Source organism: Enterococcus malodoratus ATCC 43197 (assembly GCF_000407185.1).
Lineage (GTDB): Bacteria > Bacillota > Bacilli > Lactobacillales > Enterococcaceae > Enterococcus_A > Enterococcus_A malodoratus.
Genome location: NZ_KE136484.1, coordinates 59,488 through 80,408 on the forward strand (window position 1 = coordinate 59,488; position 20,921 = coordinate 80,408).

At 40.3% G+C, this 20,921-nt stretch carries 20 protein-coding genes; 14 read left to right on the forward strand and 6 right to left on the reverse strand.

Annotated elements, in window-relative coordinates; all coding sequences use genetic code 11:
- Window positions 1-29: 29 nt before the first annotated feature.
- Window positions 30-1,037, reverse strand: coding sequence for a YeiH family protein (locus tag I585_RS21050; RefSeq protein ID WP_010741345.1), 1,008 nt, complete (start codon window positions 1,035-1,037; stop codon window positions 30-32).
- 178 nt (window positions 1,038-1,215) lie between these two features.
- Between I585_RS21050 and I585_RS21055 the strand changes: the two genes are divergently transcribed.
- The gene (locus I585_RS21055) at window positions 1,216-2,043 is read left to right on the forward strand and encodes a LysR family transcriptional regulator (protein WP_010741344.1); all 828 of its coding nucleotides are present in this window, start codon (window positions 1,216-1,218) and stop codon (window positions 2,041-2,043) included.
- Window positions 2,044-2,206: 163 nt separating this feature from the next.
- Here the strand turns inward: I585_RS21055 and I585_RS21060 are convergent, their stop codons facing one another.
- Window positions 2,207-3,385 carry a M28 family metallopeptidase gene (locus I585_RS21060; protein WP_010741343.1) on the reverse strand — a complete coding sequence of 393 codons (1,179 nt, stop codon included), beginning with the start codon at window positions 3,383-3,385 and terminating at the stop codon, window positions 2,207-2,209.
- A gap of 157 nt (window positions 3,386-3,542) precedes the next feature.
- Between I585_RS21060 and I585_RS21065 the strand changes: the two genes are divergently transcribed.
- The 10 genes from I585_RS21065 (at window position 3,543) to I585_RS21110 (ending at window position 12,085) form a co-directional block, all read left to right on the forward strand.
- Window positions 3,543-4,436, forward strand: a complete 894-nt coding sequence (locus I585_RS21065; protein ID WP_010741342.1) for a helix-turn-helix transcriptional regulator — start codon at window positions 3,543-3,545, stop codon at window positions 4,434-4,436.
- A gap of 199 nt (window positions 4,437-4,635) precedes the next feature.
- Complete coding sequence (locus tag I585_RS21070) at window positions 4,636-5,208, forward strand: LemA family protein (protein WP_010741341.1); 573 nt, start codon at window positions 4,636-4,638, stop codon at window positions 5,206-5,208.
- Between the two features lie 16 nt (window positions 5,209-5,224).
- Window positions 5,225-6,535 (forward strand): TPM domain-containing protein, encoded by a 1,311-nt coding sequence (locus I585_RS21075; protein WP_010741340.1) that lies wholly within the window; start codon window positions 5,225-5,227, stop codon window positions 6,533-6,535.
- 328 nt (window positions 6,536-6,863) lie between these two features.
- Window positions 6,864-8,351, forward strand: a complete 1,488-nt coding sequence (locus tag I585_RS21080) for a BglG family transcription antiterminator (RefSeq protein ID WP_010741339.1) — start codon at window positions 6,864-6,866, stop codon at window positions 8,349-8,351.
- Window positions 8,338-8,766 (forward strand): PTS sugar transporter subunit IIA, encoded by a 429-nt coding sequence (locus I585_RS21085; RefSeq protein ID WP_010741338.1) that lies wholly within the window; start codon window positions 8,338-8,340, stop codon window positions 8,764-8,766. The genes I585_RS21080 and I585_RS21085 overlap by 14 nt, the downstream gene beginning before the upstream one ends.
- A gap of 11 nt (window positions 8,767-8,777) precedes the next feature.
- Window positions 8,778-9,095, forward strand: a complete 318-nt coding sequence (locus I585_RS21090; protein WP_010741337.1) for a PTS fructose transporter subunit IIB — start codon at window positions 8,778-8,780, stop codon at window positions 9,093-9,095.
- Window positions 9,096-9,144: 49 nt separating this feature from the next.
- Complete coding sequence (locus I585_RS21095) at window positions 9,145-9,594, forward strand: PTS sugar transporter subunit IIA (RefSeq protein WP_010741336.1); 450 nt, start codon at window positions 9,145-9,147, stop codon at window positions 9,592-9,594.
- A gap of 18 nt (window positions 9,595-9,612) precedes the next feature.
- A complete protein-coding gene (locus I585_RS21100) occupies window positions 9,613-10,713 on the forward strand; it encodes a PTS fructose transporter subunit IIC (RefSeq protein ID WP_010741335.1) in 1,101 nt (366 codons plus the stop codon).
- 16 nt (window positions 10,714-10,729) lie between these two features.
- Complete coding sequence (alsE, locus tag I585_RS21105) at window positions 10,730-11,434, forward strand: D-allulose 6-phosphate 3-epimerase (protein WP_010741334.1); 705 nt, start codon at window positions 10,730-10,732, stop codon at window positions 11,432-11,434.
- 183 nt (window positions 11,435-11,617) lie between these two features.
- Complete coding sequence (locus tag I585_RS21110; protein WP_010741333.1) at window positions 11,618-12,085, forward strand: VOC family protein; 468 nt, start codon at window positions 11,618-11,620, stop codon at window positions 12,083-12,085.
- 32 nt (window positions 12,086-12,117) lie between these two features.
- On the opposite strand, the gene I585_RS21115 is transcribed toward I585_RS21110, so the two are convergent.
- Window positions 12,118-12,732: a TetR/AcrR family transcriptional regulator gene (locus I585_RS21115; protein WP_010741332.1), complete on the reverse strand. Its 615-nt coding sequence runs from the start codon at window positions 12,730-12,732 to the stop codon at window positions 12,118-12,120.
- A 106-nt stretch (window positions 12,733-12,838) separates the two neighbouring features.
- Here I585_RS21115 and I585_RS21120 point away from each other — a divergent pair, with 106 nt between their 5' ends.
- Window positions 12,839-14,017: an alpha/beta fold hydrolase gene (locus I585_RS21120; protein ID WP_010741331.1), complete on the forward strand. Its 1,179-nt coding sequence runs from the start codon at window positions 12,839-12,841 to the stop codon at window positions 14,015-14,017.
- A 40-nt stretch (window positions 14,018-14,057) separates the two neighbouring features.
- Here the strand turns inward: I585_RS21120 and I585_RS21125 are convergent, their stop codons facing one another.
- From I585_RS21125 to I585_RS21135, 3 genes are read right to left on the reverse strand one after another with little or no spacing between them, the layout of a single operon-like run.
- Window positions 14,058-15,818 (reverse strand): ABC transporter ATP-binding protein, encoded by a 1,761-nt coding sequence (locus I585_RS21125; RefSeq protein WP_010741330.1) that lies wholly within the window; start codon window positions 15,816-15,818, stop codon window positions 14,058-14,060.
- Window positions 15,808-17,529: an ABC transporter ATP-binding protein gene (locus tag I585_RS21130; RefSeq protein WP_010741329.1), complete on the reverse strand. Its 1,722-nt coding sequence runs from the start codon at window positions 17,527-17,529 to the stop codon at window positions 15,808-15,810. The genes I585_RS21125 and I585_RS21130 overlap by 11 nt, the downstream gene beginning before the upstream one ends.
- 35 nt (window positions 17,530-17,564) lie before the next feature.
- On the reverse strand, window positions 17,565-17,996 hold the full coding sequence (locus I585_RS21135; protein ID WP_010741328.1) for a MarR family winged helix-turn-helix transcriptional regulator: 432 nt from the start codon (window positions 17,994-17,996) through the stop codon (window positions 17,565-17,567).
- Window positions 17,997-18,354: 358 nt separating this feature from the next.
- Here I585_RS21135 and I585_RS21140 point away from each other — a divergent pair, with 358 nt between their 5' ends.
- The gene (locus tag I585_RS21140) at window positions 18,355-19,119 is read left to right on the forward strand and encodes an ABC transporter ATP-binding protein (protein WP_010741327.1); all 765 of its coding nucleotides are present in this window, start codon (window positions 18,355-18,357) and stop codon (window positions 19,117-19,119) included.
- Window positions 19,116-20,789 (forward strand): ABC transporter permease subunit, encoded by a 1,674-nt coding sequence (locus tag I585_RS21145; protein ID WP_010741326.1) that lies wholly within the window; start codon window positions 19,116-19,118, stop codon window positions 20,787-20,789. The genes I585_RS21140 and I585_RS21145 overlap by 4 nt, the downstream gene beginning before the upstream one ends.
- Window positions 20,790-20,921: the final 132 nt, after the last annotated feature.

Consider the following 20,921-nt stretch of genomic DNA (forward strand, 5'->3'; position numbering starts at 1 on the left):
AGAGCAGGAATACAACCTGCTCTGTTTTTTTAGATATGCAAAAGGAAAATAAATACTACCGCAGCAACTGTTTGAACTGCTCCGACCGATAGACCATAAAGCAAGAAACGCGGTCCTTCTTTTAAGAATTTTCGGAAATCCAACCGCAGTCCGATTGCTGCCAATGCCGTGGTCTCAAACCAAGTGCTGATAAAATGAGCCCCGTCACTAAAGAGCGGCGGCAATGAAAAGAAGCTGTTGATGACACAGAAAATCAAAAAGCTAGTAACATACCAAGGAATCGGGAACTTTTTCTTTGAACCCTTAGCGGTCACCAAGCCATCCTGTTGAGCTTTACGTTCAAAAATAAAGACGACGACTACCAAAAATATGATACGGGTAATCTTGAAGAGCATCGCATATTTTACCGTTTCTGGATTAATCAGGCTGGCGCCAGCAACGACTTGGCCGACAGACTGCAATGTTCCGCCCAGCAAAGCACTTTTACTTAGTAAAGCATCACCGAATAATGACAGACCCAAAAAAGGGAGTGACAACATCATGACGGTTCCTAGTAAATTGACCAGCGTTATAATCTGCCCCTTCTCTTCATCATTGGCTTCGATCGAAGGTGCAATTGCGCCGATCGCTGATGAACCGCAAACGGCGTTCCCACCGGCCATCATCATAGCCATTTTTTCATTAAAACCCAGTTTTCGGCCAATCCAATAACCTCCAGTAAGAACGGTTGTCATGATCAATACAATGAACAGCAGCCCCTTAATCCCCATTTCACCAATCGTTTGGAAAGTTACTGTAAAACCAAGCAAGACGACGGAATACTCCAATAAACGACTTTCGGAAAATTTTGTCCCAGCTGCTAAAACGGGTTGTTTAAACAAGGTGTTGCCCAAAATAATTCCTAACAGAATCGCCAAGGTGGCCCCTCCTAATTTGGGCATGAGCAATGCTAATAATTTTCCGCAAATCGCGACGGCCAGTGACAACAACAGTCCCGGTAAAATCGGTTTTATTTTGTTTAACGTGGTAGTAAACATAGTGTGTCTCCTTTCTTAATAAATAATTTATTTGATAGTAAGATGTTTGTTTTATGGGCGGTAATCAGACTATTAGCGACTCATCGTCTAGAGGGAATCGCTACTCATGAACTAAATTATAACCAACATCTTTCATTATTATAATTTATTGATATAATACCTTAGATAGAAAAAGATAATGGAAGTGATTACGATATTTAAATGGTTAGAAACCTTCAAAGTGGTATATGAAACCAAAAATTTTTCTAAGGCTTCGGAAATTCTATTCATTTCCCAGCCGACGGTTTCTTCTCAGATCAAACAATTGGAAAATGAATTCGGTACACAATTATTTATTCGCAGCGGCAGAAAAGAAGTCTTGGTAACGCCGCAAGCGGAGATCCTATATGAACGGGTCGTCGATTTAATGGACGATTGGGATAATTTATATCAAGCAGTTCAAACCAATCAGCAACAGATTGTTCGTTGTGTGATTGGTGCCTCCCATACATTTGCGAATTATGTTTTACCAGCGCTTTTGATCCAATTGCATCAGAAATTTCCGCAAATTCGGTTTAGTGTCCAGATGATGAACTCTTTGGAAGTATTACAGGCGGTGGAGCACCATACAGTGGACATCGGCTTTATTGAAAAACCCTTGTCTGCACCAAATATCAAACGCATTCCGTTGATGGAAGATCAACTCGTCTTGGCTGGAGATACAGAAAAGGGGCCATGGCTAGTTCGGGAAAATACTTCTGGGGTCTATTATTATACGAAACGATTTTTGGAAGAAAAGGATATCGAAGGGCCTGTTATGGAGATTCAAAACAATGAGGTGATTGTCGGTTTGCTGAAGCAGGGCTTTGGCTGCTCCTTGATTTCAGAGCGGGCGGTGGAAGGGATTTCTCATCAAAGACTCGATGAAAGTTTCAAACGAAATTTTTATTTGATCCGACGAAAAACCAGCGTGTCTGATGATATTGAAAAATGTGCCGAGTATATTTGTGAATGGAGTAAGCAATAAAAAATTAGAGGGCAGAAACCAGAGCTAATAAAATGCTGCTTTCTGTCCCTTTGTTAACCTATTCATTAAAAGGGCCGATAACGTAAAGTGCAGAAAAATGTTCACACCGAAAAACTATCTGCCGGAAATCGGCAGACAGTCTTTCGATAGTTCCAACGAATGATTATTGTTTCAAGGAATGAGTCAACTCAGTTAAAAATAGGACGGCTTCTTCTAAACGTTGAAAGTCTACAATCGATAAATTATCTTTTGGTGTGTGCATGACCGCTTCCATCAATAAATGCATTTGCGTCGAAGCGATAGCAACGGCTGGAATTCCTGCTCCGGCAAATAGCATATGGTCTCCCATTGGCCAAGGGTCAACCTTTTCAACGGTTGGATAATCTGCTGCAAAGCCTTCTAACTGCGCATCTAATTGTTCGTTACATTCGTAAAGTGAATAAGAAATGGTACTATTTTGCATACCAGCACCATCGACATTAAAGGCAAAGTCATATTCTGTTGGTTGACTTAGTGACTGATTCATAAAAGTCATTTCTCCCGGCATTGAATAGTAGTCTTCTCCGTTGAACAGGACGAATTCAAGTTGATTCTCCAGTTTTGTCTGAGTTAATTGTTCCGCCAAAGTTAGCAGTACTGCGACACCTGACCCATCGTCCAATGCTCCTGGAGTCGTTGGTTTAGTATCGATGTGAGCAGAATAAGCAAGTTTTTTTCCAGTACCCAAAGTAGCGATCACGTTTGCTCCGACAGCGGGTCTACGTTCAGTCCGCAGTCTGAGAGTAGCGTTTTTCTTGTTTAATAGTAAGGATAAACATTTTCCTTTGACTGTTCCACATGGAACATTAAAGTCGCCGTCTTGAATGATGGGCACGGGTACATCTTCGAGAAAGCTTACTGTAATGACGGCCAAAGGTTGTTTTTGCTCCAGTTCCCGAATAATCGTTTGATGTTCTTCAGGGTTCCAAAAAATCATACTTTTCGGCATGATTGGTTCCTTACATAATTCACCATACAGCACACAAATCTTATCGGTTAAATTCGCTGTTTTTAATTCTTGGATCGATTGTACACAAACCAGTTCGCCACTTACTTCACACGGCATCGCATATTCTGCTGCGTCCACTTCCACAGCTCGACCATCCACGATCAACTCTGCGCCATCATTTTGCCAATCCATACAAGGAAATTCCTGCAACCAAACATCATAGCCCAACGTTTTAAATGTTTCTGCTGCGTACTCGACCGCTGCTTTATTTCCAGCTGAACCAGTTGCTCGCGGCCCGATTTCCTGACATAATTTTTCCATATGACGTACTAAATTTTTTTTAATGATTTCCACTTTGCAACACTCCTTTTAGTTGATAACATAAGTATAGGCGGTCTTCGAAAGCATTTCTTGACCTTCCTTGTGATTCTTAGTGGAGCATAAATGAAAAAAGAGCCAAAAGTTAACGAGCCGATTTTTACATAGTATGAAAGATAAGCGGAGGGATATTATGGCAAATTTGGAGCATGCGGCAGCGGTCACTCGGATGCAGGATTATATCGATGATTATTTAGAAGAAGAGATTACTTTGCATGCTTTAGCCCAGCAAGCAGGCTATTCACCCTGGCACTGCGCCAAAATGTTTAAGGAGTATACGAATAAATCTCCCTTTGAATACATTCGCAAATTGCGACTATCAAAAGCAGCTTTGGTTTTACGTGATGAGCAATTGCGTGTGATTGATGTGGCTTTAGATTTTGTTTTTGACTCCCATGAGGGATTTACTCGCGCCTTTCGAAAGCAGTTTGGCGTTACTCCCAAAACCTATCAAAAAAAGACACCGCCAATCCCGTTGTTTACCCCCTATCCTGTTGAAAGCTACTATTTAATGGGCGAGGAGCATGATGAATTATTACCAGTATCGAAAAATCTGCATGTACGATTAATTAATTTTCCGGCTCGCAAGCTGATTTTACTACGCGGAGAAAAGGCTGAAACGTATATTGAGTATGCTCATGAGGCTGGTTGTGACGTGTGGGGTATTCTTGCTAGTATTAAGGAAGCTCTGTATGAACCTATAGGTCTGTGGCTGCCTGAAAGTATGCGCTCAGAAGGAACATCAAGGTATGCGCAAGGTGTTGAGGTTCCATTCGATTATCAAGGAATCATCCCTGCAGGATTTGAGATAATCGATCTGCCAGCATGTATGATGTTGTTGTTCCAGGGAGATCCGTATGACGAGAAACGATTTGACGAGGCAATCAATGCTGTAATTAAGCAGATTGATCAGTATGATCCTAACGAAAACAATTGTCAGTGGGCTGAAAATGATGCGCCGCGCATTCAATTGGAGCCACAAGGATATCGAGGATATATTGAAGCTAGACCCGTCTATTTCAGTTAAATCCAAAAGCTTTTGAACTTTTACAATAAAAAGTTTGAAAGCTTTTTTCTTTTCTATATATGAAGGAAAAAAACAATAGATTTTTTTGTCAACCGCCTAATTGAAAAATCAGTCGAAAGTCTGAGGTGTAGGTTTCCCCGAATGATATAATTAGCTCAATCACACAGAACAAAAAAATCAAAAAAAGGTTGGGATAAAAATGAAAAGAAAAGGTTCAGGTATCATTGTTGGACTTGTCGTAATCGCTCTAGCAATTGGAGCTTATCTGATGACGACATATAACTCATTAGCTTCAGCGGAGAATGATGTGGATGCAAAATGGTCGCAAGTTGAAAATGTGATGCAGCGTCGGGCAGACTTGATTCCAAATTTAGTGAACAGCGTCAAAGGCAGCATGAATCATGAAGAAAAAATCGTTAAAGAAATCACTGATGCGCGTAAATCCTACAATAGCGCAAAAACACCGGCAGAAAAAAATGCGGCCAACAATCAAATCGAACAAAGTTTGGGGACAATGGTGAATGTCATTCAAGAAAACTATCCAACTCTTGCTTCGAATGAAAATGTTAAAACACTGATGGTGCAACTAGAAGGTACCGAAAATCGTATTTCAGTTGAACGGAAAAATTATATAGAACAAGTCAATGATTATAACCAAAGTTTGGTTCGCTTCCCTAAAAATATGGCGGCGAAAGTGCTGGGCTTCGATAAAAAAGCCAACTTTAAAGCTGATGACAAGGCTAAAGAAGTACCAGACGTCAGCTTTGAATAAGAGTGGGTGAGAGAAAATGAAAAGGGAACAGCGTACTTCAGGGGAACGAATCCAGCAAGAGGTTGTTGAGAATTATCGCAAGTTACGCAAACGCAACGGGTTCTTTTCCTTAATATTAGTAATCGTCATGTTGGTTAGCGGATTTGGATTGTTTAATCTTTTTACAAGTAACGGCTATGGGGATAAGAAGGCTGCCTATGATCAACAGCTGACAACGTTAAATCAAGATCGAGAAGACATTTTGTCTGGTAAGAAAGTTACGGTCAGTCAATCTTTTAAAACGACCCTGAATGACAATTTGGCAAACCTGAAGGAATATCCGAAGCAGGCCAATAATTACGATGTGGCGATAAAAGATACGGATGGTCATTTAACGATCAATAAAAATAATATCTTCGTTTCTGATAATGCTAAGATGCTGAGTCAGAAAACGAAACAAAAGATTTATCAGTTGAATAAGCAATTGGCAGCAAGTACTAACGGTGCTCAATTTCAAATTGTTACAATTCCAGAATTGCCTCGCGGGGAGGATATCGAATCTTATGCGAATAAGATTTTCAATCAATTGGGAATTGGTGACAAGACCGAAAACAATGGTGTTTTATACTTGATTGCTTTGGATGAACGAGAATTTCGTTTAGAGGTCGGATATGGCTTGGAAGGCTTGATTCCTGATGGTAAAGCGGACGATATCATCAATAATGATGATGTAGTTGATGACTTTAAAGACGAAAATTACGATAAGGGAGTCAACCAAGTCTTAGATGAAGTGTTCGCTATCATGAATACTAAAACGGCTCTGGTGGACTCGCAAATCAAAAATGTTTCGAGTCAGCGAACAAAGTTGATGTTCTTTCACTGGACGGGTGCAGTTGTCTTAGGTCTGCTTCTTTTTGTCAGCCTGTTATTAGTAGTGAATCTTTTGCGGGCGCGTGTCTTCCTAAAAGAAAATTACAAAAAATATCAATCAGAGACAGCTGCAGTTGCGGGTGATGAAGAATTACAACGAGCAGTTAAACATACGGAGCTTTATCACATTTTGTTAAGTGGTTTGCTGATTGGCTTGTCGGTCAGAGGAATCAACCGGGCAATCATTCAAGGACGATTGTTGCGAAACCCTTCTGCTGAAAAGAAAATGTTCGGACGTATCTTAATTGGCGATACCTTGTATTCTGGTAATGGTGATGTTTTGACAACAGCTTACTTGGCATCAAACTATAATTCTAATAACTGGTCCGATAATGATAGCGGATCAGGCGGCGGCTCTTCTTGGGGGTCATTCGGCGGCGGTTCATCCGGTGGTGGTGGCGCTTCAGGCGGATGGTAATTAAATAGTGGGTAAATGAACGTGAGACGATTTTTGTCTCACGTTTTTTTTGCCAGTTCTACCTCCTGCTTTAGTAAGATCAGCGGAATGATATTTGCGTTGAATACCAATACTGTTTTTTGATTTTGTTCACATTATTAAGCTGGAAGATAAAAACAAACGGGATTAAATTTTATGAATTATCCAAATTTTTTCCGCTTTATGAACGCTTCCCGACTATAATAAATGTGAGAAGCTTTATTTTTTGTCCGTTGCAACGGTCAAAAACGAGTGAAGCGTTTTCTTTCTGACAGGTTATGATAAAAACAAGAAGGGGAGGTTGATAGCCATGGGAACAAAGAAAGATCGTGAACAAAGGCTGTTACTACTTCTAACGAAACGACATGACTACATGACATCCGACGAATTGGCGGAGCACCTAGGAACTTCGCAAAAAACGATATATCGCTTAATCAAGAAGATCAATGAAACACATGGCGATGGATTGATTCAGTCAGAAAAGGGGCGAGGCTACAAATTAAATTACGAAAAATACATCAGCCAAACGAATTTTCAACCCAGTCAACGAAGTCAATATTCACCACAAGAGCGTAGAAATCGTGTGACGGAGGAACTATTGCTGTCATCACCTAACGCAAAGAATGTGTATGACTTGTTTGAAGAATACTATGTTGGCGAGTCAGTCATCTTCAGCGATGAGCAGCTCATTGCGGAGCATTTGCAGCAATACGATCTGAGACTGGAACGAAAGCAGCGGACATTAGCGGCATTAGGAAAAGAGGCCAATATTCGCCGCGCAATTGCTGATTTGATTCAGATGCATAATATTATTGAGATCGATGAGCTGAAAAATAATTCGGAATTAAATTTTAACCACTATGATGTTCTATTTATCTTAGACCAACTGAAACTAATCGAAAAACAATTGGAAATGACGATTCCTTATCCGTATAATGTCAATATTTTCTCTCATTTGTATATTTTGATCAGTCGTTTACGAAAAGTTCATCAGTTACCGAATGAAGAAATGAGTCCGCTTTCTAAGAAAGAACAAGAACGATTGCAACAGGATACAGCCCTTTACCAAGTTGCTCAAGCGGCGATTGGAAATGTCGAAAATTATCTGCACAGCAGTCTGCCGACGTCAGAAGTCTATTATCTTTATCAGTACCTAAGCTACTCACGGATGCAAGGCTCCTTGAGTAAGGTGACGAAATTTTCTTCAAAAGTGGTTGAAATCACAAATACGTATCTAAATGGCATGAGTCAACGTTTGAATATTCCAATCAAAGGAGATTCGATTTTTCTTGATTTAGCAAATCATATCAAACCGATGATCAATCGATTGGAGCATGGTATCCATATAAAAAATAGTTTATTGGATCAGATCAAAATGACGTACGAAACAATTTTTACGGATGTCACGAATGTTTCAGCTGAAGTGAGCCAGGATTTTACATTACCAACGATTAATGATGACGAAAATGGTTTTATCACCTTGTATTTCGCCCGCATCATTGAGACCAATCAATTGCCGATTCGTACCGTGATCATGTGTACGACCGGTGTCGGGACTTCGGAACTGTTACGGGTTAAGATCGAGAAAAAATTTCCTGAATTAGAGATTGTTGATGTGGTTGCTTCACGGGACGCGCAGCGTTTTACGGAAAAATATCCTGGGATTGATCTGATTTTGACGACGATCAGTGTCAGTGATACGATCCCGATTCCATCGTTGCTGGTAAGCGCGATGTTTACACGAGACGATCAGAACAGGCTGCAAAAGAGAATCGAGGCGATCTATGATGAACGCTGAGTTTTTTCAAGTCTTTTTAGACCAAACGTTAACCGATAAAGAGCAGCTTCAACGGTTTATTGCAGATTTTGCCAATAAGGCGGAATCAGACGTATTGATAGATTTATTGAAGAATCGAGAAAAGGTCGGCAATACGATGATTGCAGAACATGTGATTTTGCCTCATTTAGAAAGTTCCAAGATTGAACACAGCCAAGTCTTATTGATTCGTTTAAAAGATCCAGTAGATTTGGATGAAGAAACACCAGCTGTTCAACTGGTCATCACGATTCTATTGAAAAGCAATGAGAGCCAAGAAAAGAAGAAAAGAATCGCACAATTCACCCGGCGATTAGCCGATGACGAATTTTTAGAATTATTACTGAATATTGAAAGCGAAGAAGACTTTTATCGAATATTAGAAGAAAAAAATTAGGAGGAACCAATATGAAAATCGTTGGAGTAGCAGCGTGTACAGTAGGGATCGCCCATACATACATCGCCCAAGAAAAATTAGAAAATGCCGCAAAAAAAGCGGGTTGTGAAATGAAAGTAGAAACACAAGGAACGATCGGAATCGAAAACGAATTGACGCAAGAGGAAATTGATCAAGCAGATATCGTGATTCTTGCCGTTGATGTAAAGATTTCCGGCAGAGAACGATTTGCTGGGAAACGAATCATCCAAGTGCCGACAGAGATCGCCGTGAAGTCGCCAAATAAATTGATTGAAAAGGCTCAAGAGGTTGTTGCACAAAAAGTTTAGCTGAATCGATAAATATTATGAACAGCAGTAAGAAGCAGGAGGGGTTCAAATGGAAGTAAAGGACATCGTGGATGTAGACATTGTTAAAACCAATATGACTGCTAAGACGAAAGATGATGCGTTGAATGATTTAGCAAATCAATTATTAAATAATGGCTATATTTCTGAAGTAGAAGGATTTATCAAAGACATTTATGCTCGTGAGGCGGAAGGTCAAACGGGTATTGGAAATTATATCGCGATCCCTCATGGAAAAAGTGCCTACGTCAATAAAGTTGGTGTGGCGATCGGTATTAATCAAGAGGAAATTCCGTGGGAAAGTTTAGATGGCAAAGGTGTGAAGGGAATCATTCTCTTTGCAGTAGGAAATGACAATGACGGTGCGACGAATCATTTGAAATTGCTGTCGTTGTTTGCCAGAAAACTAGGAAACGATGAAGTAGTTGGCAATCTGTTGCAGGCGAAAAAGCCAGAAGATGTTGTTGAAGCATTCGCTTAGTTAAATGGAGGAAGAAAAATGAAAAAAATTAAAGAGTTAAATCTTAAAGGGCACTTATTGACGGCGATTTCTTATTTGATTCCGATCGTCTGCGGTGCTGGGTTCTTGATCGCCATCGGAATGGCCTTTGGCGGTTCAAGTCAGGATGCATTAGTGCAAGGGAAGTTTACGATCTGGGATGCTCTAGCAACGATGGGCGGCAAAGGTTTAGGCTTGTTACCGGTTGTTATCGCGACGGGAATCTCGTATTCAATCGGCGGCAAACCAGGGATTGCTCCAGGATTTATCGTTGGTTTGACAGCAAATGCTATCGGTGCCGGTTTTATCGGCGGAATTTTAGGCGGTTACTTAGCCGGTTATTTAGTATTAGCCATTTTAAAATATGTTAAATTACCAAATTGGGCAAAAGGTTTAATGCCAACGCTGATCATTCCATTCTTAACATCAATTATCGGCGGATTGATTATGGTATATATTATCGGTGCACCAATTGCAGCATTAACATCATTATTGACCAACTTCTTAGACGGATTAGGCAACTCTTCATTACTAGTATTTGGCGGTGTCATTGGTCTATTGAGTGGTGTTGACTACGGTGGTCCAATCAACAAAACTGTTTTTGCTTTTGTGTTAACGATGCAGGCAGAGGGCTTGAACGGTCCGATTACTGCTTTACAGCTAGTTAATACCGCAACTCCAATCGGTTTTGGTTTGGCTTTCTTCATCGCAAAATTATTCGGCAAAAATATTTACACGAAATTAGAAGTTGAAACGCTAAAATCAGCAGTACCAATGGGTGTTATCAATATCGTTGAAGGTGTCATTCCGCTAGTCATGAATGATATTGTCCGCGGTGTTGTAGCGACTGCTATCGGCGGCTTTGCTGGCGGAGCAACGACGATGATCCTAGGAGCAGATGCGACAGTGCCTTTCGGCGGTGTGTTGATGATTCCAACGATGTCCCGACCTTGGGCGGGTGTGATCGCGATTTTAGTCAATGTAGTCGTAACGGCAGTTGTATTGGCAGTTATTAAGAAAAATGTGACTGAAGAAGATGCAGCGATGCAAGTAGAAAAAGAAGAAGATGATATTAATTTAGAAGACATTCAAATTTTTTAGGAAAGTGTGACGACACATGAAAAAAGTAGAATTTTCTCCATCACTAATGACGATGGATTTAGATAAGTTTAAAGAACAAATCACCTTTTTAAATAATCAGGTGGATTCATACCATATCGATATAATGGATGGTCATTATGTGCCGAACATTACTTTATCTCCGTGGTTTATTGAAGAATTACGCAAGATTACGACGTTGCCGATGTCCGCTCATTTAATGGTAACCGACCCAAGTTTTTGGGTTCAGCAATTGATTGATTTGCAGTGTGAATGGATCTGTATGCACGCGGAAGTATTAGATGGCTTGGCTTTTCGCTTGATTGATCAAATCCATGATGCCGGGCTGAAAGCTGGGATCGTATTAAATCCAGAAACACCGATCGAAACGATTTTTCCTTATATCGAACTCGTCGATAAAATCACGATTATGACGATCGATCCAGGTTTTGCAGGACAACGTTTTATTGAGAGTACATTAGACAAAATCGTTGATCTACGAGCATTGCGAGAAGAAAAAGGTTATAAATATGTCATCGAAATGGATGGCTCATCTAACCGCAAATCATTCAAACGCATTGATGCTGCCGATCCAGATATTTATATCGTTGGACGCAGCGGGTTGTTTGGTTTAGATGAAGACATCGCGAAGGCGTGGGAAATTATGGTTACTGATTATGAAGAGATGACAGGTAAAAAACTGACCTGCGCAGAAGCAAAATAAAACATAAAAATCTTGAGGTCCGAAAAGGCTTCAAGATTTTTTCTATTAATGTGAAAAACGAGTTCACTAAACTGTTGGATTAATAGCTAGTAAAATGATGAGATAAATTTACTAAGCACTAAACAACTCTTTTGTGATATAGTAAACAATAATGTAAACGCTTTAAAAGAATGGAGGAACGGGATGGAGTATCGAGGACCTATGCTGGTAGTAAAAGATATGGAACGGTCAAAAGCGTTCTATCGAAAAATTTTAGAAGTGGATATTGTTTCTGATTTTGGTGAGAATGTGACCTTCAATGGAGGACTTTCGCTGCAGACGGAAGAGTCGTGGATTCGTTTTACTGGTTGTGATAAAGAGGTATTCAACTATCAGAACAACACGGTAGAATTCTATTTTGAGGCGAAGGATTTTGACGGATTCATCGAGCGGACTAAAGGAGAAGAGCTGGAATTTTTGCGAGACGTCGCAACGATGCCATGGGGGCAACAGGTTGCTTGCTTTTATGATCCGGATAAACATGTTATTCAAGTCGGTGAAGATTTGACAGTTATGGTGAAACGATTGGCCGCAGATGGATTAACCGTTAATGAACTAGGTGAAAAAACTTTTCTGGGTAAAGAGATAGTAGAAAATATGCTGAACAGTTAAAAAAGTTGAAGGCCTCCGCCTTCAACTTTTTTCTATTTTAAGCTTTGCTGTGTCCAATTTTCATAAAGAAAGGCAAATGAATCTGCGGGTGCTTGGAGACTAGCTTCAAGCATGTGTGCTAAGGCTTTTAATTTCAGCTGGACTTCATGATCGGTCCAAGTGAACAATCCGGGATCGAGCAGAAAAATAATCGGTGACAATAAAATTTCCGCCATCTGTTCTGGCTGATCGCAGACAAAGATTTTTTCAGCCACTCCTTGTTGCAAAATATCGGCAACAATTGGCGCCAGCTGCCGCATAATAAAAGCCATCGATTTTTGGTGGATAGCTGCATTTTGCGGTTCATGCAAGGCAACATCGATACTCTGATCTACAGCAGTGCTGCGATAAAAGTAAAGTAATAATTTTATTTTTTCAGAAGCTGCTACGTTTACCGCAGCCAACTTTATTCGGCAAGTTTCGATGACGTTGCTGTATTGGCGTTCAACTAAAGCGTCAAGAACTTCTTCTTTGCTCTTGAAATAGTAATAGAGACCGCCTTTTGCGATTCCAGCTTTACTGGCAATATCTTGAACGGAAGCGGTGCCGGCTGTTCCTTCATAAAGTAATTCCTGCAAGGCATCCAAGATCAATTCTCGTTTATTCATGGTAAACAACCTCCCAAAATAGTATATCACAAGAAGTTGACCGCCGTTCAAAAAGTTGTTATGATGAAATTGTTGAACGGTGGTCAAAAATGAAGGAGGGGTTATTATGTTGGTTCTGGGTATATTTATCTTGATTGTCTTAGTACTCTTGTTGTTCAGTTTGGTATTTTTGATTAAGTTTTTACTTTTCATGTTTAAACGTTTACGAGGAAAGGACGCAGCATTCGCTACAAAAGGAGTCAGAAAGGGTGTATTTGGGATGTTCGGCTTTTTAGTTTTGGGTATTATTTTAATCGTTATCACTCAAGTCACTGCGACAACACCAAAAATTGCTAAACAAGACAGTATCGCGGAACTGAGGGAAGTTCGCTTGAATGGTCGAAAAGAATGGATTAGTCTCCGGGGCGAATCCCGCAACAAACCGGTACTTTTATTTTTGGCAGGCGGTCCGGGAGGGTCTCAATTAGCAGCAACCCGTTATGAACTTTCAGATCTGGAGAAAAATTTTGTTGTCGTCAATTGGGAACAGCCTGGATCAGGCAAATCTTATTCGGCTGTATCAAAAAAACAATTGACGCCGGAAATTTACGTTGAGGATGGGACGGCGCTCGTCCGCTCACTCTTAAAGGAGTTTAAGCAGGAGAAAATCTATCTTATCGGTGAGTCTTGGGGAAGTGCTCTAGGTATTTTTATGGTGAAGCAGCAGCCTGAATTGTACCATGCTTTTATGGGGACCGGACAGATGGTGGCTTTTGAGGAGACAGAGCGAATCGACTATGATTTAGCGATGAAGTTGGCAAAGGAAAATGATGATCAAAAGATTATTGATAAATTGATTCAGAACGGGAAGCCGCCTTACTATGGCAACTCGGTTACAACCAAAAGTGCGACTTATCTCAATTATCTCAGCCAGGTTATGGCACGAAATCCTGAGATTCAGAACGCGGGTTTTCAAACACTGCGCGATCTTTCAGCAAAAGAATATGGTTTGCTTGATAAGGTGAATTATCTACGGGGGATTCTCCAAACCTTCAATCATGTATATCCGCAGCTTTATGAAACAGATTTACGAAAGGAGTACGGAAAGCTGGACGTTCCGATTTATTTTTTATTAGGAAGACACGATCTTAATGCACCGTTGAGCTTGGCTGAGGACTATTATAAAAAGTTGGAGGCGCCCAGTAAGGAGATCATCTGGTTTGAACATTCAGGTCACAATCCATGGATCAATGAACAAGAACGATTTGCTGAAGTTGTCCAACAGATTGCAGAAGAAAACAAATAAAAATCGCAGCTTCACGAGATTCTCGTAGAGCTGCGGTTTTTTAATTCTCAAATTGTGCTTGATGCAGTTGATAATAGCGACCTTGTTGAGCCAATAATTCTTCGTGCGTCCCTTGCTCGACGATATTACCGTCGTTGACCACTAAGATCAAGTCGGCTTCGCGAATGGTTGATAGGCGATGAGCAATAATGAAGGAGGTTTTGTTTACCATCAATTTGCTCATGGCTTCTTGAATCTGCAATTCCGTTTGCGTGTCGACGTTTGAGGTTGCTTCATCAAGAATCAGTAGTTCGGCGTTTAGCAGCATAGCTCGAGCAATCGTCAGCAATTGTTTTTGTCCTTGAGAAATGGCCAAGCCGTCTTCAGTCATCACAGTATCATAACCTTTTGGCAATTGCGTGATGAAATCATGGATATGAGCGGCCTTAGTCGCTTTGATGACGTCTTCCAAAGTGGCTTCTTCATTACCATAAGTCAGGATTTCAAAGATGCTTCCGGTAAAGAGCCAAGTATCCTGTAGGACCATCGCATATTGCTTTCTTAGACTGCTGCGTGTCGCTTCTTTGATATTTTGCCCATCCAAGTAGATTGCACCGCTGTCAGGATCGTAAAAACGCATCAATAAATTGACAATCGTAGTTTTTCCAGCTCCAGTTGGACCAACGATCGCAACGACATTACCGGCGGAAATATCAAAAGACAAATCTCTGATAACAGGCTGCTCTTTTTGATAACTGAAAGCGACATGATCGAAACGAATATCCCCACGGGCTTTTTCGAAAGTATAAGCATTTGAGACATCTTGGACTTCTGGTTCTTCATCTAATAATTTGAAGATCCGTTCAGCCGCCGCAATAGAAGATTGCAGGTCGCTGAAAATATTAGCCAATTCATTGATTGGTCCCGAAAATTTCCGTGAATAAAGGACAAATGAGGAAAGCTTTCCTAGCGTTAGGTGGCCAAAAAGAAACAAGAAAGCGCCTAGGACACTGATTAATGAAAGTGAAACATTGTTGATAAAATTGACGGATGGTCCGGTCATACTGCCGTAGTATTCCGCGTTGTAGTAGGCATCCATAGCTTCTTTGTTTTTTTGCCCAAAACGAGTGATCATCGTCTCTTCTTGATGATAAACTTTGGTCGTTTGTTCCCCCGATAAAAGTTCCTCCGTCAAGCCATTCAGTTCACCAAGCTTTGCTGAACGTTTCCGAAATAATGGTTGGAACTTAGTCGTTAAGAAGCGAGTTAGTAAAATCGATGCTGGGACCGTAACTAAAAAGATCGTCACCATCAAAGGCGAAATCACCAGCATCATTATAAAGGAACCAATTATCGTGACCAAACTGCTCAATACTTGGACTGAATCACTCGCCAGCGATGTATTGATGGTATCAATATCATAGCTCATACGGCTAACGATATCGCCCGTTTGATGTTGGTCAAAATAGCCGACTGGCAGAGAAACGATTTTATTGAAAAGATCTTTCCGCAAGCGAAAGGCGATTTTCTGACTCAAATAGATCATCAGACGGCTGATGCCGTAACTTAAAATCGCAGAGGCCAAATAGAAGCCCGCCATCAAACTACAATAGAAGAAGACTTTTTGAAAGACGACGTTGCCTTTGCCAATTTGGATCGCATCAATAGCGTAACCAGATAGCAGCGGCCCGACCAGAGCAAATAAATTACTGACAATAGTTAGAATTACAGCCAAAAATAGCAGCCATTTGAATTGATAGAGGTATCCCCATAAACGAAGCAACGTGCCTTTGCGTGAATTTTTACTGTTATTATTCTTCAATGGCTTGTTCTCCCGTCTGTCCTTGATAAATTTCTTGGTAGGTTGAGTTTGCGGCTAATAGTTCTTCATGAGTACCATAGCCGATCATCTCTCCTTTATCCAATAGCAGAATTTTATCGGCGTGTTGAATTGAACTGATCCGTTGTGCAATCAGGATTTTTGTTGTAGCTGCGAAATGTGTCCGTAAGGCTCTTCGCAAATTTGCATCGGTATGGTAATCCAACGCACTGGAAGAATCATCTAAAATCAACAGATCGGGTTGTCCGATTAATGCCCGAGCAAGAAGAACACGTTGTTTTTGTCCGCCGCTGAGGTTTTGACCTTTAGCTTCTAAACGATGTTCCAGCCCCTCCGCCAGTTTGTCGATAAATTCTCGTGCCTGCGCATCATCGATTGCCTGTTGAAGTTGTTCTTCTGAGAATGAACGGCCAAACAAGATATTCTCTCGAATCGTATCGGCAAAAAGAACATCTTTTTGCAAAACAGCTCCGATTTTCTGATGCAAGGCATCGAGTGAGTAATGTTTAATCTCTTGTCCGTCTAGTAAAATCTGACCAGAGGTTCGATCATATAGGCGTAGGATTAAACTAGCAATCGTAGTTTTTCCGCTGCCAGTCGCTCCCATAATACCTAACGTCTCTCCTGCACTTACACTAAAGCTGATATGCTCGATGGCGGGACCGCCATCAGGATAGGCGAATGTGACATCATCAAAAACCAATTTGGTCGCAGTCTCTTTTCGTTGGTTCAATGAACCTGGAACTAACGAAGGTTTCTTTCGTATTACCTCGTTGATCCGATTGGCAGAAGCCAATCCGCGTGAGTACAAGACAAAAATTCGTGTGATTGAAAGCATCGCATTCAAAATAATTGTAAAGTAAGTCAAGAAAGCCACAATCACTCCCGGTTGTGTTAAACCTGCATTAACTCGATAAGCACTGACTACGATGACGAGTGTTAATCCTAAGTTCAAGAATAAATCCAAAAGGGCTGGTGAGGCGGCCAGCGTAACATTCGCAGTTGTTTCTGCGTTTACTAAAGATTGATTGACATGTTCAAAGCGCTGACGCTCAAAAGCTTCCTTTGATAAAGCCTTGATGACTCGTGAGCCCGTCACATTTTCGCGTACAGCCAAAACTAGTTGATCGACTTGCTTTTGAAGTTTGCCGAAAAGAGGGACACCCTTTTTAGAGATGTGTGTCACCATTACAAAAATGATCGGCATTACTGCGACCAAAACTAAAGTCAAAATCGGATCTAATGTAGTAGTGATCAAAATTCCGCCAACTAAAAGAATCGGTGCGCGAATCCCCATTCGCATCATGACGCCTAGTGTTAAATGAATATTATAGGTATCAGATGTTACACGTGAAACTAATGACGAAACTCCGACTTCTTCAATCTGTGTCGTATCTAAATAGGTGATTTTATGAAAGAGATCACCGCGAATATGCTGTGTCGTGTCTTTCGCGATACGTGAGACCATCCGATTGGCGACGATATTTGCCCATAGAGCAAAGGCGGAAGCCACCAACATTACACCACCCCAAAAAAGAATCTTTTGCGGATTTTTTTGTGGAATGACTTGGTCTAGAATATAAGCCAAGTTCCACGGAAGAACTAATTCCATCATAGTTCCTAGGAATTTAATAATAACCGCTAACGTGACGCGAGAACGATAGGGTTTCAAGTAGTTAATAATTAATTTCATTTTTGCTCCTTATTTAGTCATTTTCAAGCCGTATATCATTTCTTGCTGCACATATTTGTTTCGGCTTTTTCCATAATTGTTTGTAAGCCAGACAATACAGCTTCTTGTTGCTCTTTTGGTATCTCTGCTAATAATGACTGATTCCAGTCTGCTAGGATCGAACGGATTTCTGCTTCTATGGCTAAAGATTTGGCTGTTGGAAATATTCTCAAGCGACGTGCGTCATTTTGATCGCTTTGCCGAGTGATAAACCCTTTTTGTTCCAACTGAGCTAACTGTCGTGCGACATTACTTTTGTTGATAAATATTTTACAAGCTAACTCCTCTTGGGAAATACCTGGTTCGGCACAGACACCTAGAATATAGGCATGGTGCATTTCACCCAATCCAAATCGCTTAAATTCTTTTTCGCGGTATAAAGCAGAAAGCCGTGCAATACGGTTGATCATTTTAACAAAAGAATCCACTTCCCTTTTCCTCCCTGATAATTATCAAAATCCAGATTAAACAAACATAGAATAGTATAAAAGAAAAACGTTGCGGGTGCAACGTTTTTTGGTTAGAAAGAAATTTATTGCTGGTACAGTGCCATTCAGTACTTTTCTTTAAGTGTCAATGTGCAAAAATTTACACTCTTTACATAAAAACAACAATCTTTATTTTATCTTTGCAGGAACTTGACGGTGTCTTTACACTGCATCGCTATACTTTTTATCAGAGGGTGCCAGTTGTACTTTTTACAAATAAAGCAGCAGAAGAATTATACATGAAAAAAAAGCCATTAAAGAAATGGAATAGTATGTAGTGGAAAAAGGAGAGATAAACGTGTTAAAACTCGAAAACATCACCAAAAAATTTCAAGAGACGACAGTACTGCAAAATATCAATTTGGAAATAGCATCTGGCGAAATCGTCTCTATACTTGGACAATCCGGTTCCGGCAAAACGACTCTGCTGAATTTAATTTTAGGTTTGGAAGAACCCAGCGGGGGAGAAATATTCTTTAACGGAAGCAACATTACCCATACTTTGATGGAAAAACGTCCATTCAATATTGTATTTCAGGATTATGCGCTGTTCCCTAATTTGACTGCTTATCAGAATTTAACTTATGGATTACGCAATAAAAAGGAGTGTTCAACTGAATCTGAAGTAGATGAACTAATCCAATTATTAGATTTGGAAAAACATTTAAATAAACCAATTCATCAGCTGTCTGGTGGACAAAAACAACGGGTCGCACTTGGACGGACGCTAGTGATGAAGCCCCAATTACTTTTGTTAGACGAGCCGTTGAGTGCTTTAGATGGCGTAATTAAGGAATCAATTAAGGCAAAGATCCAAGAAATCGCTCGGAAACTGCATCTGACTATTGTGATCGTTACCCATGATCCGGAAGAAGCATTGACGATGTCTGATAAAATCGTGGTTCTCGATGAAGGAAAAATTGCTCAATGCAGTTCTCCGATTGAGATTATGAGTCAGGCTTCATGTAATTTCGTTGAAGAGTTTATCGTCAATCAATTAGCGATCAAGCAACAAAATATCCAACAGATTTTTCAACAATCAATGAAAAGAGCAGCCTCATGAGCATCACTTTTTCATTAAAAAAAATAATCAGCTGGGCTGTACTGGCTTTCTTCTTTTTATTTTTGGCATATCCGATCATTCAAATTGTCATTACAGCCTTTTCTCAAACGGGTGGAGACAGTCTGCATATCTTCAATCAAAGCTGGCGCAGTTCATTTACTAATAGTTTGAACTATTCATTAGCGGCGACTAGCTGCTCAACAGTTTTAGGCTTTTTCTTGGCTTACGGAAATAACTTTACACGGATTAATCGGAGATTTTTGAAGATAAACGAGAGTATTCTGCAATTTCCGATGCTTTTGCCAACAATTACTTATGGATTTGTCCTAATTTATGCCTTTGGTAAACAAGGCTTGTGGAGCAAGATTTTTCAACAGGAACTGTTTCACATCTATGGGTCCATCGGTATTTTATTAGGTTTTATCATTTATACGCTGCCGCCGATCTACATCTTGATCAATAATTCGATGAAATATTTGGATACGCAACTATTCATTGTTTCTCGCTTGATGGGAGATAGTTGGTATCGATCGCTTTATAAAACGATCTTGAATCCATTGACACGGGTTTTGGCAGTCGCTTTTTTGCAGGGATTCTTCATGTCCTTTACCGATTTCGGGATTCCCAGTGCGGTGGGCGGACAAACACCATTTATCACAACATTATTATATGAAGGATTCATGGGGACGATCCCTAACTTCCAATTTGGCTCCTTGGTCGCTCTAACGATGTTACTGCCGTCAATCATCAGCATCTTGACTTTGAATCATTTACAAAAAAAAGTAGTGCGCTACGAGCGGCCGCGACAAGTAGTAATCAAAAAAAATACTGTCAGAGATTGGTGTTTCAAACTGCTTTTTGTCAGCTTATCTCTTTTCATTTTAGGAGTATTTGCGGTCTTGATTATTATCCCTATGGTGACTAATTGGCCATATGAATTGAGTCCAACATTAAATAATTTTGCTCGTTTCATTCAAGATGATAGCTTGGTTTCAACTTTGAAAAATTCTCTTATGATGGCGTTATTAACGGCCGGACTTGGAACAAGTATCGCTTATTCAGCAGCGATACTGACTTCCAGAGAACATAAAATTTATAAGATAAATCAAATCATCGACAGCATCGCGACGATCACAAATTCGATTCCAGGAATGGTTCTCGGTGTTGCTTACTTATTACTGTTCAGCGGTAGTCAGCTGCATAACACCCTGATGATCTTAGTCATCGTAACAATTATTCATTACTTCTCAACGCCTTATCAAATGGCGAAAGAGGCACTACAAAAAATGAACTTAAATTGGGAGAGTACCGCTAAGTTGATGGGAGATAGTTGGCTAAAAACGGTTTGGCGAATTTTGATCCCAAATTCTAAAGTGACGATCGTAGATATTTTTGCTTATTACTTTTTCAATTCGATGGTTACGATCAGCGCTGTGATTTTCTTAACCAGTGCTAACACGATGGTTATTACCGCCAAACTAAAAGAATTACAGCACTTTGGCCGGTTTAACGACATATTTATGCTTTCGTTGTTTTTACTACTCATCAATTTAATCATGCAGGGACTCACACAGCTCATTAAAAAGATGTCATTTTCGCGTTTCTCAACCAGACAGGCGAAAAAAGGATTAAATGCCAAGGTAACGACGATTCATAGGAAAAAAGCATAGAAAAATGAATATATGAATATGAAAAAGGATGCCAGTTCCTCTTTTCCAAGTTAGACAGCCAAAAAAGGTACTAAATGCCAAAGTCCCCTCTATTAGGAGAAAAAGAGTATAGAGGAATGGTATACGGCTTGA

Coding starts and splice junctions, on each gene's coding strand:
- I585_RS21050 (WP_010741345.1), bottom strand. CDS start 1,037: ATGTTTACTACCACGTTAAACAAAATAAAACCGATTTTACCGGGACTG.
- I585_RS21145 (WP_010741326.1), top strand. CDS start 19,116: ATGAGCATCACTTTTTCATTAAAAAAAATAATCAGCTGGGCTGTACTG.
- I585_RS21100 (WP_010741335.1), top strand. CDS start 9,613: ATGAAAAAAATTAAAGAGTTAAATCTTAAAGGGCACTTATTGACGGCG.
- I585_RS21090 (WP_010741337.1), top strand. CDS start 8,778: ATGAAAATCGTTGGAGTAGCAGCGTGTACAGTAGGGATCGCCCATACA.
- alsE (WP_010741334.1), top strand. CDS start 10,730: ATGAAAAAAGTAGAATTTTCTCCATCACTAATGACGATGGATTTAGAT.
- I585_RS21080 (WP_010741339.1), top strand. CDS start 6,864: ATGGGAACAAAGAAAGATCGTGAACAAAGGCTGTTACTACTTCTAACG.
- I585_RS21115 (WP_010741332.1), bottom strand. CDS start 12,732: ATGAATAAACGAGAATTGATCTTGGATGCCTTGCAGGAATTACTTTAT.
- I585_RS21130 (WP_010741329.1), bottom strand. CDS start 17,529: ATGAAATTAATTATTAACTACTTGAAACCCTATCGTTCTCGCGTCACG.
- I585_RS21095 (WP_010741336.1), top strand. CDS start 9,145: ATGGAAGTAAAGGACATCGTGGATGTAGACATTGTTAAAACCAATATG.
- I585_RS21065 (WP_010741342.1), top strand. CDS start 3,543: ATGGCAAATTTGGAGCATGCGGCAGCGGTCACTCGGATGCAGGATTAT.
- I585_RS21075 (WP_010741340.1), top strand. CDS start 5,225: ATGAAAAGGGAACAGCGTACTTCAGGGGAACGAATCCAGCAAGAGGTT.
- I585_RS21110 (WP_010741333.1), top strand. CDS start 11,618: ATGGAGTATCGAGGACCTATGCTGGTAGTAAAAGATATGGAACGGTCA.
- I585_RS21120 (WP_010741331.1), top strand. CDS start 12,839: ATGTTGGTTCTGGGTATATTTATCTTGATTGTCTTAGTACTCTTGTTG.
- I585_RS21085 (WP_010741338.1), top strand. CDS start 8,338: ATGATGAACGCTGAGTTTTTTCAAGTCTTTTTAGACCAAACGTTAACC.
- I585_RS21055 (WP_010741344.1), top strand. CDS start 1,216: ATGGAAGTGATTACGATATTTAAATGGTTAGAAACCTTCAAAGTGGTA.
- I585_RS21070 (WP_010741341.1), top strand. CDS start 4,636: ATGAAAAGAAAAGGTTCAGGTATCATTGTTGGACTTGTCGTAATCGCT.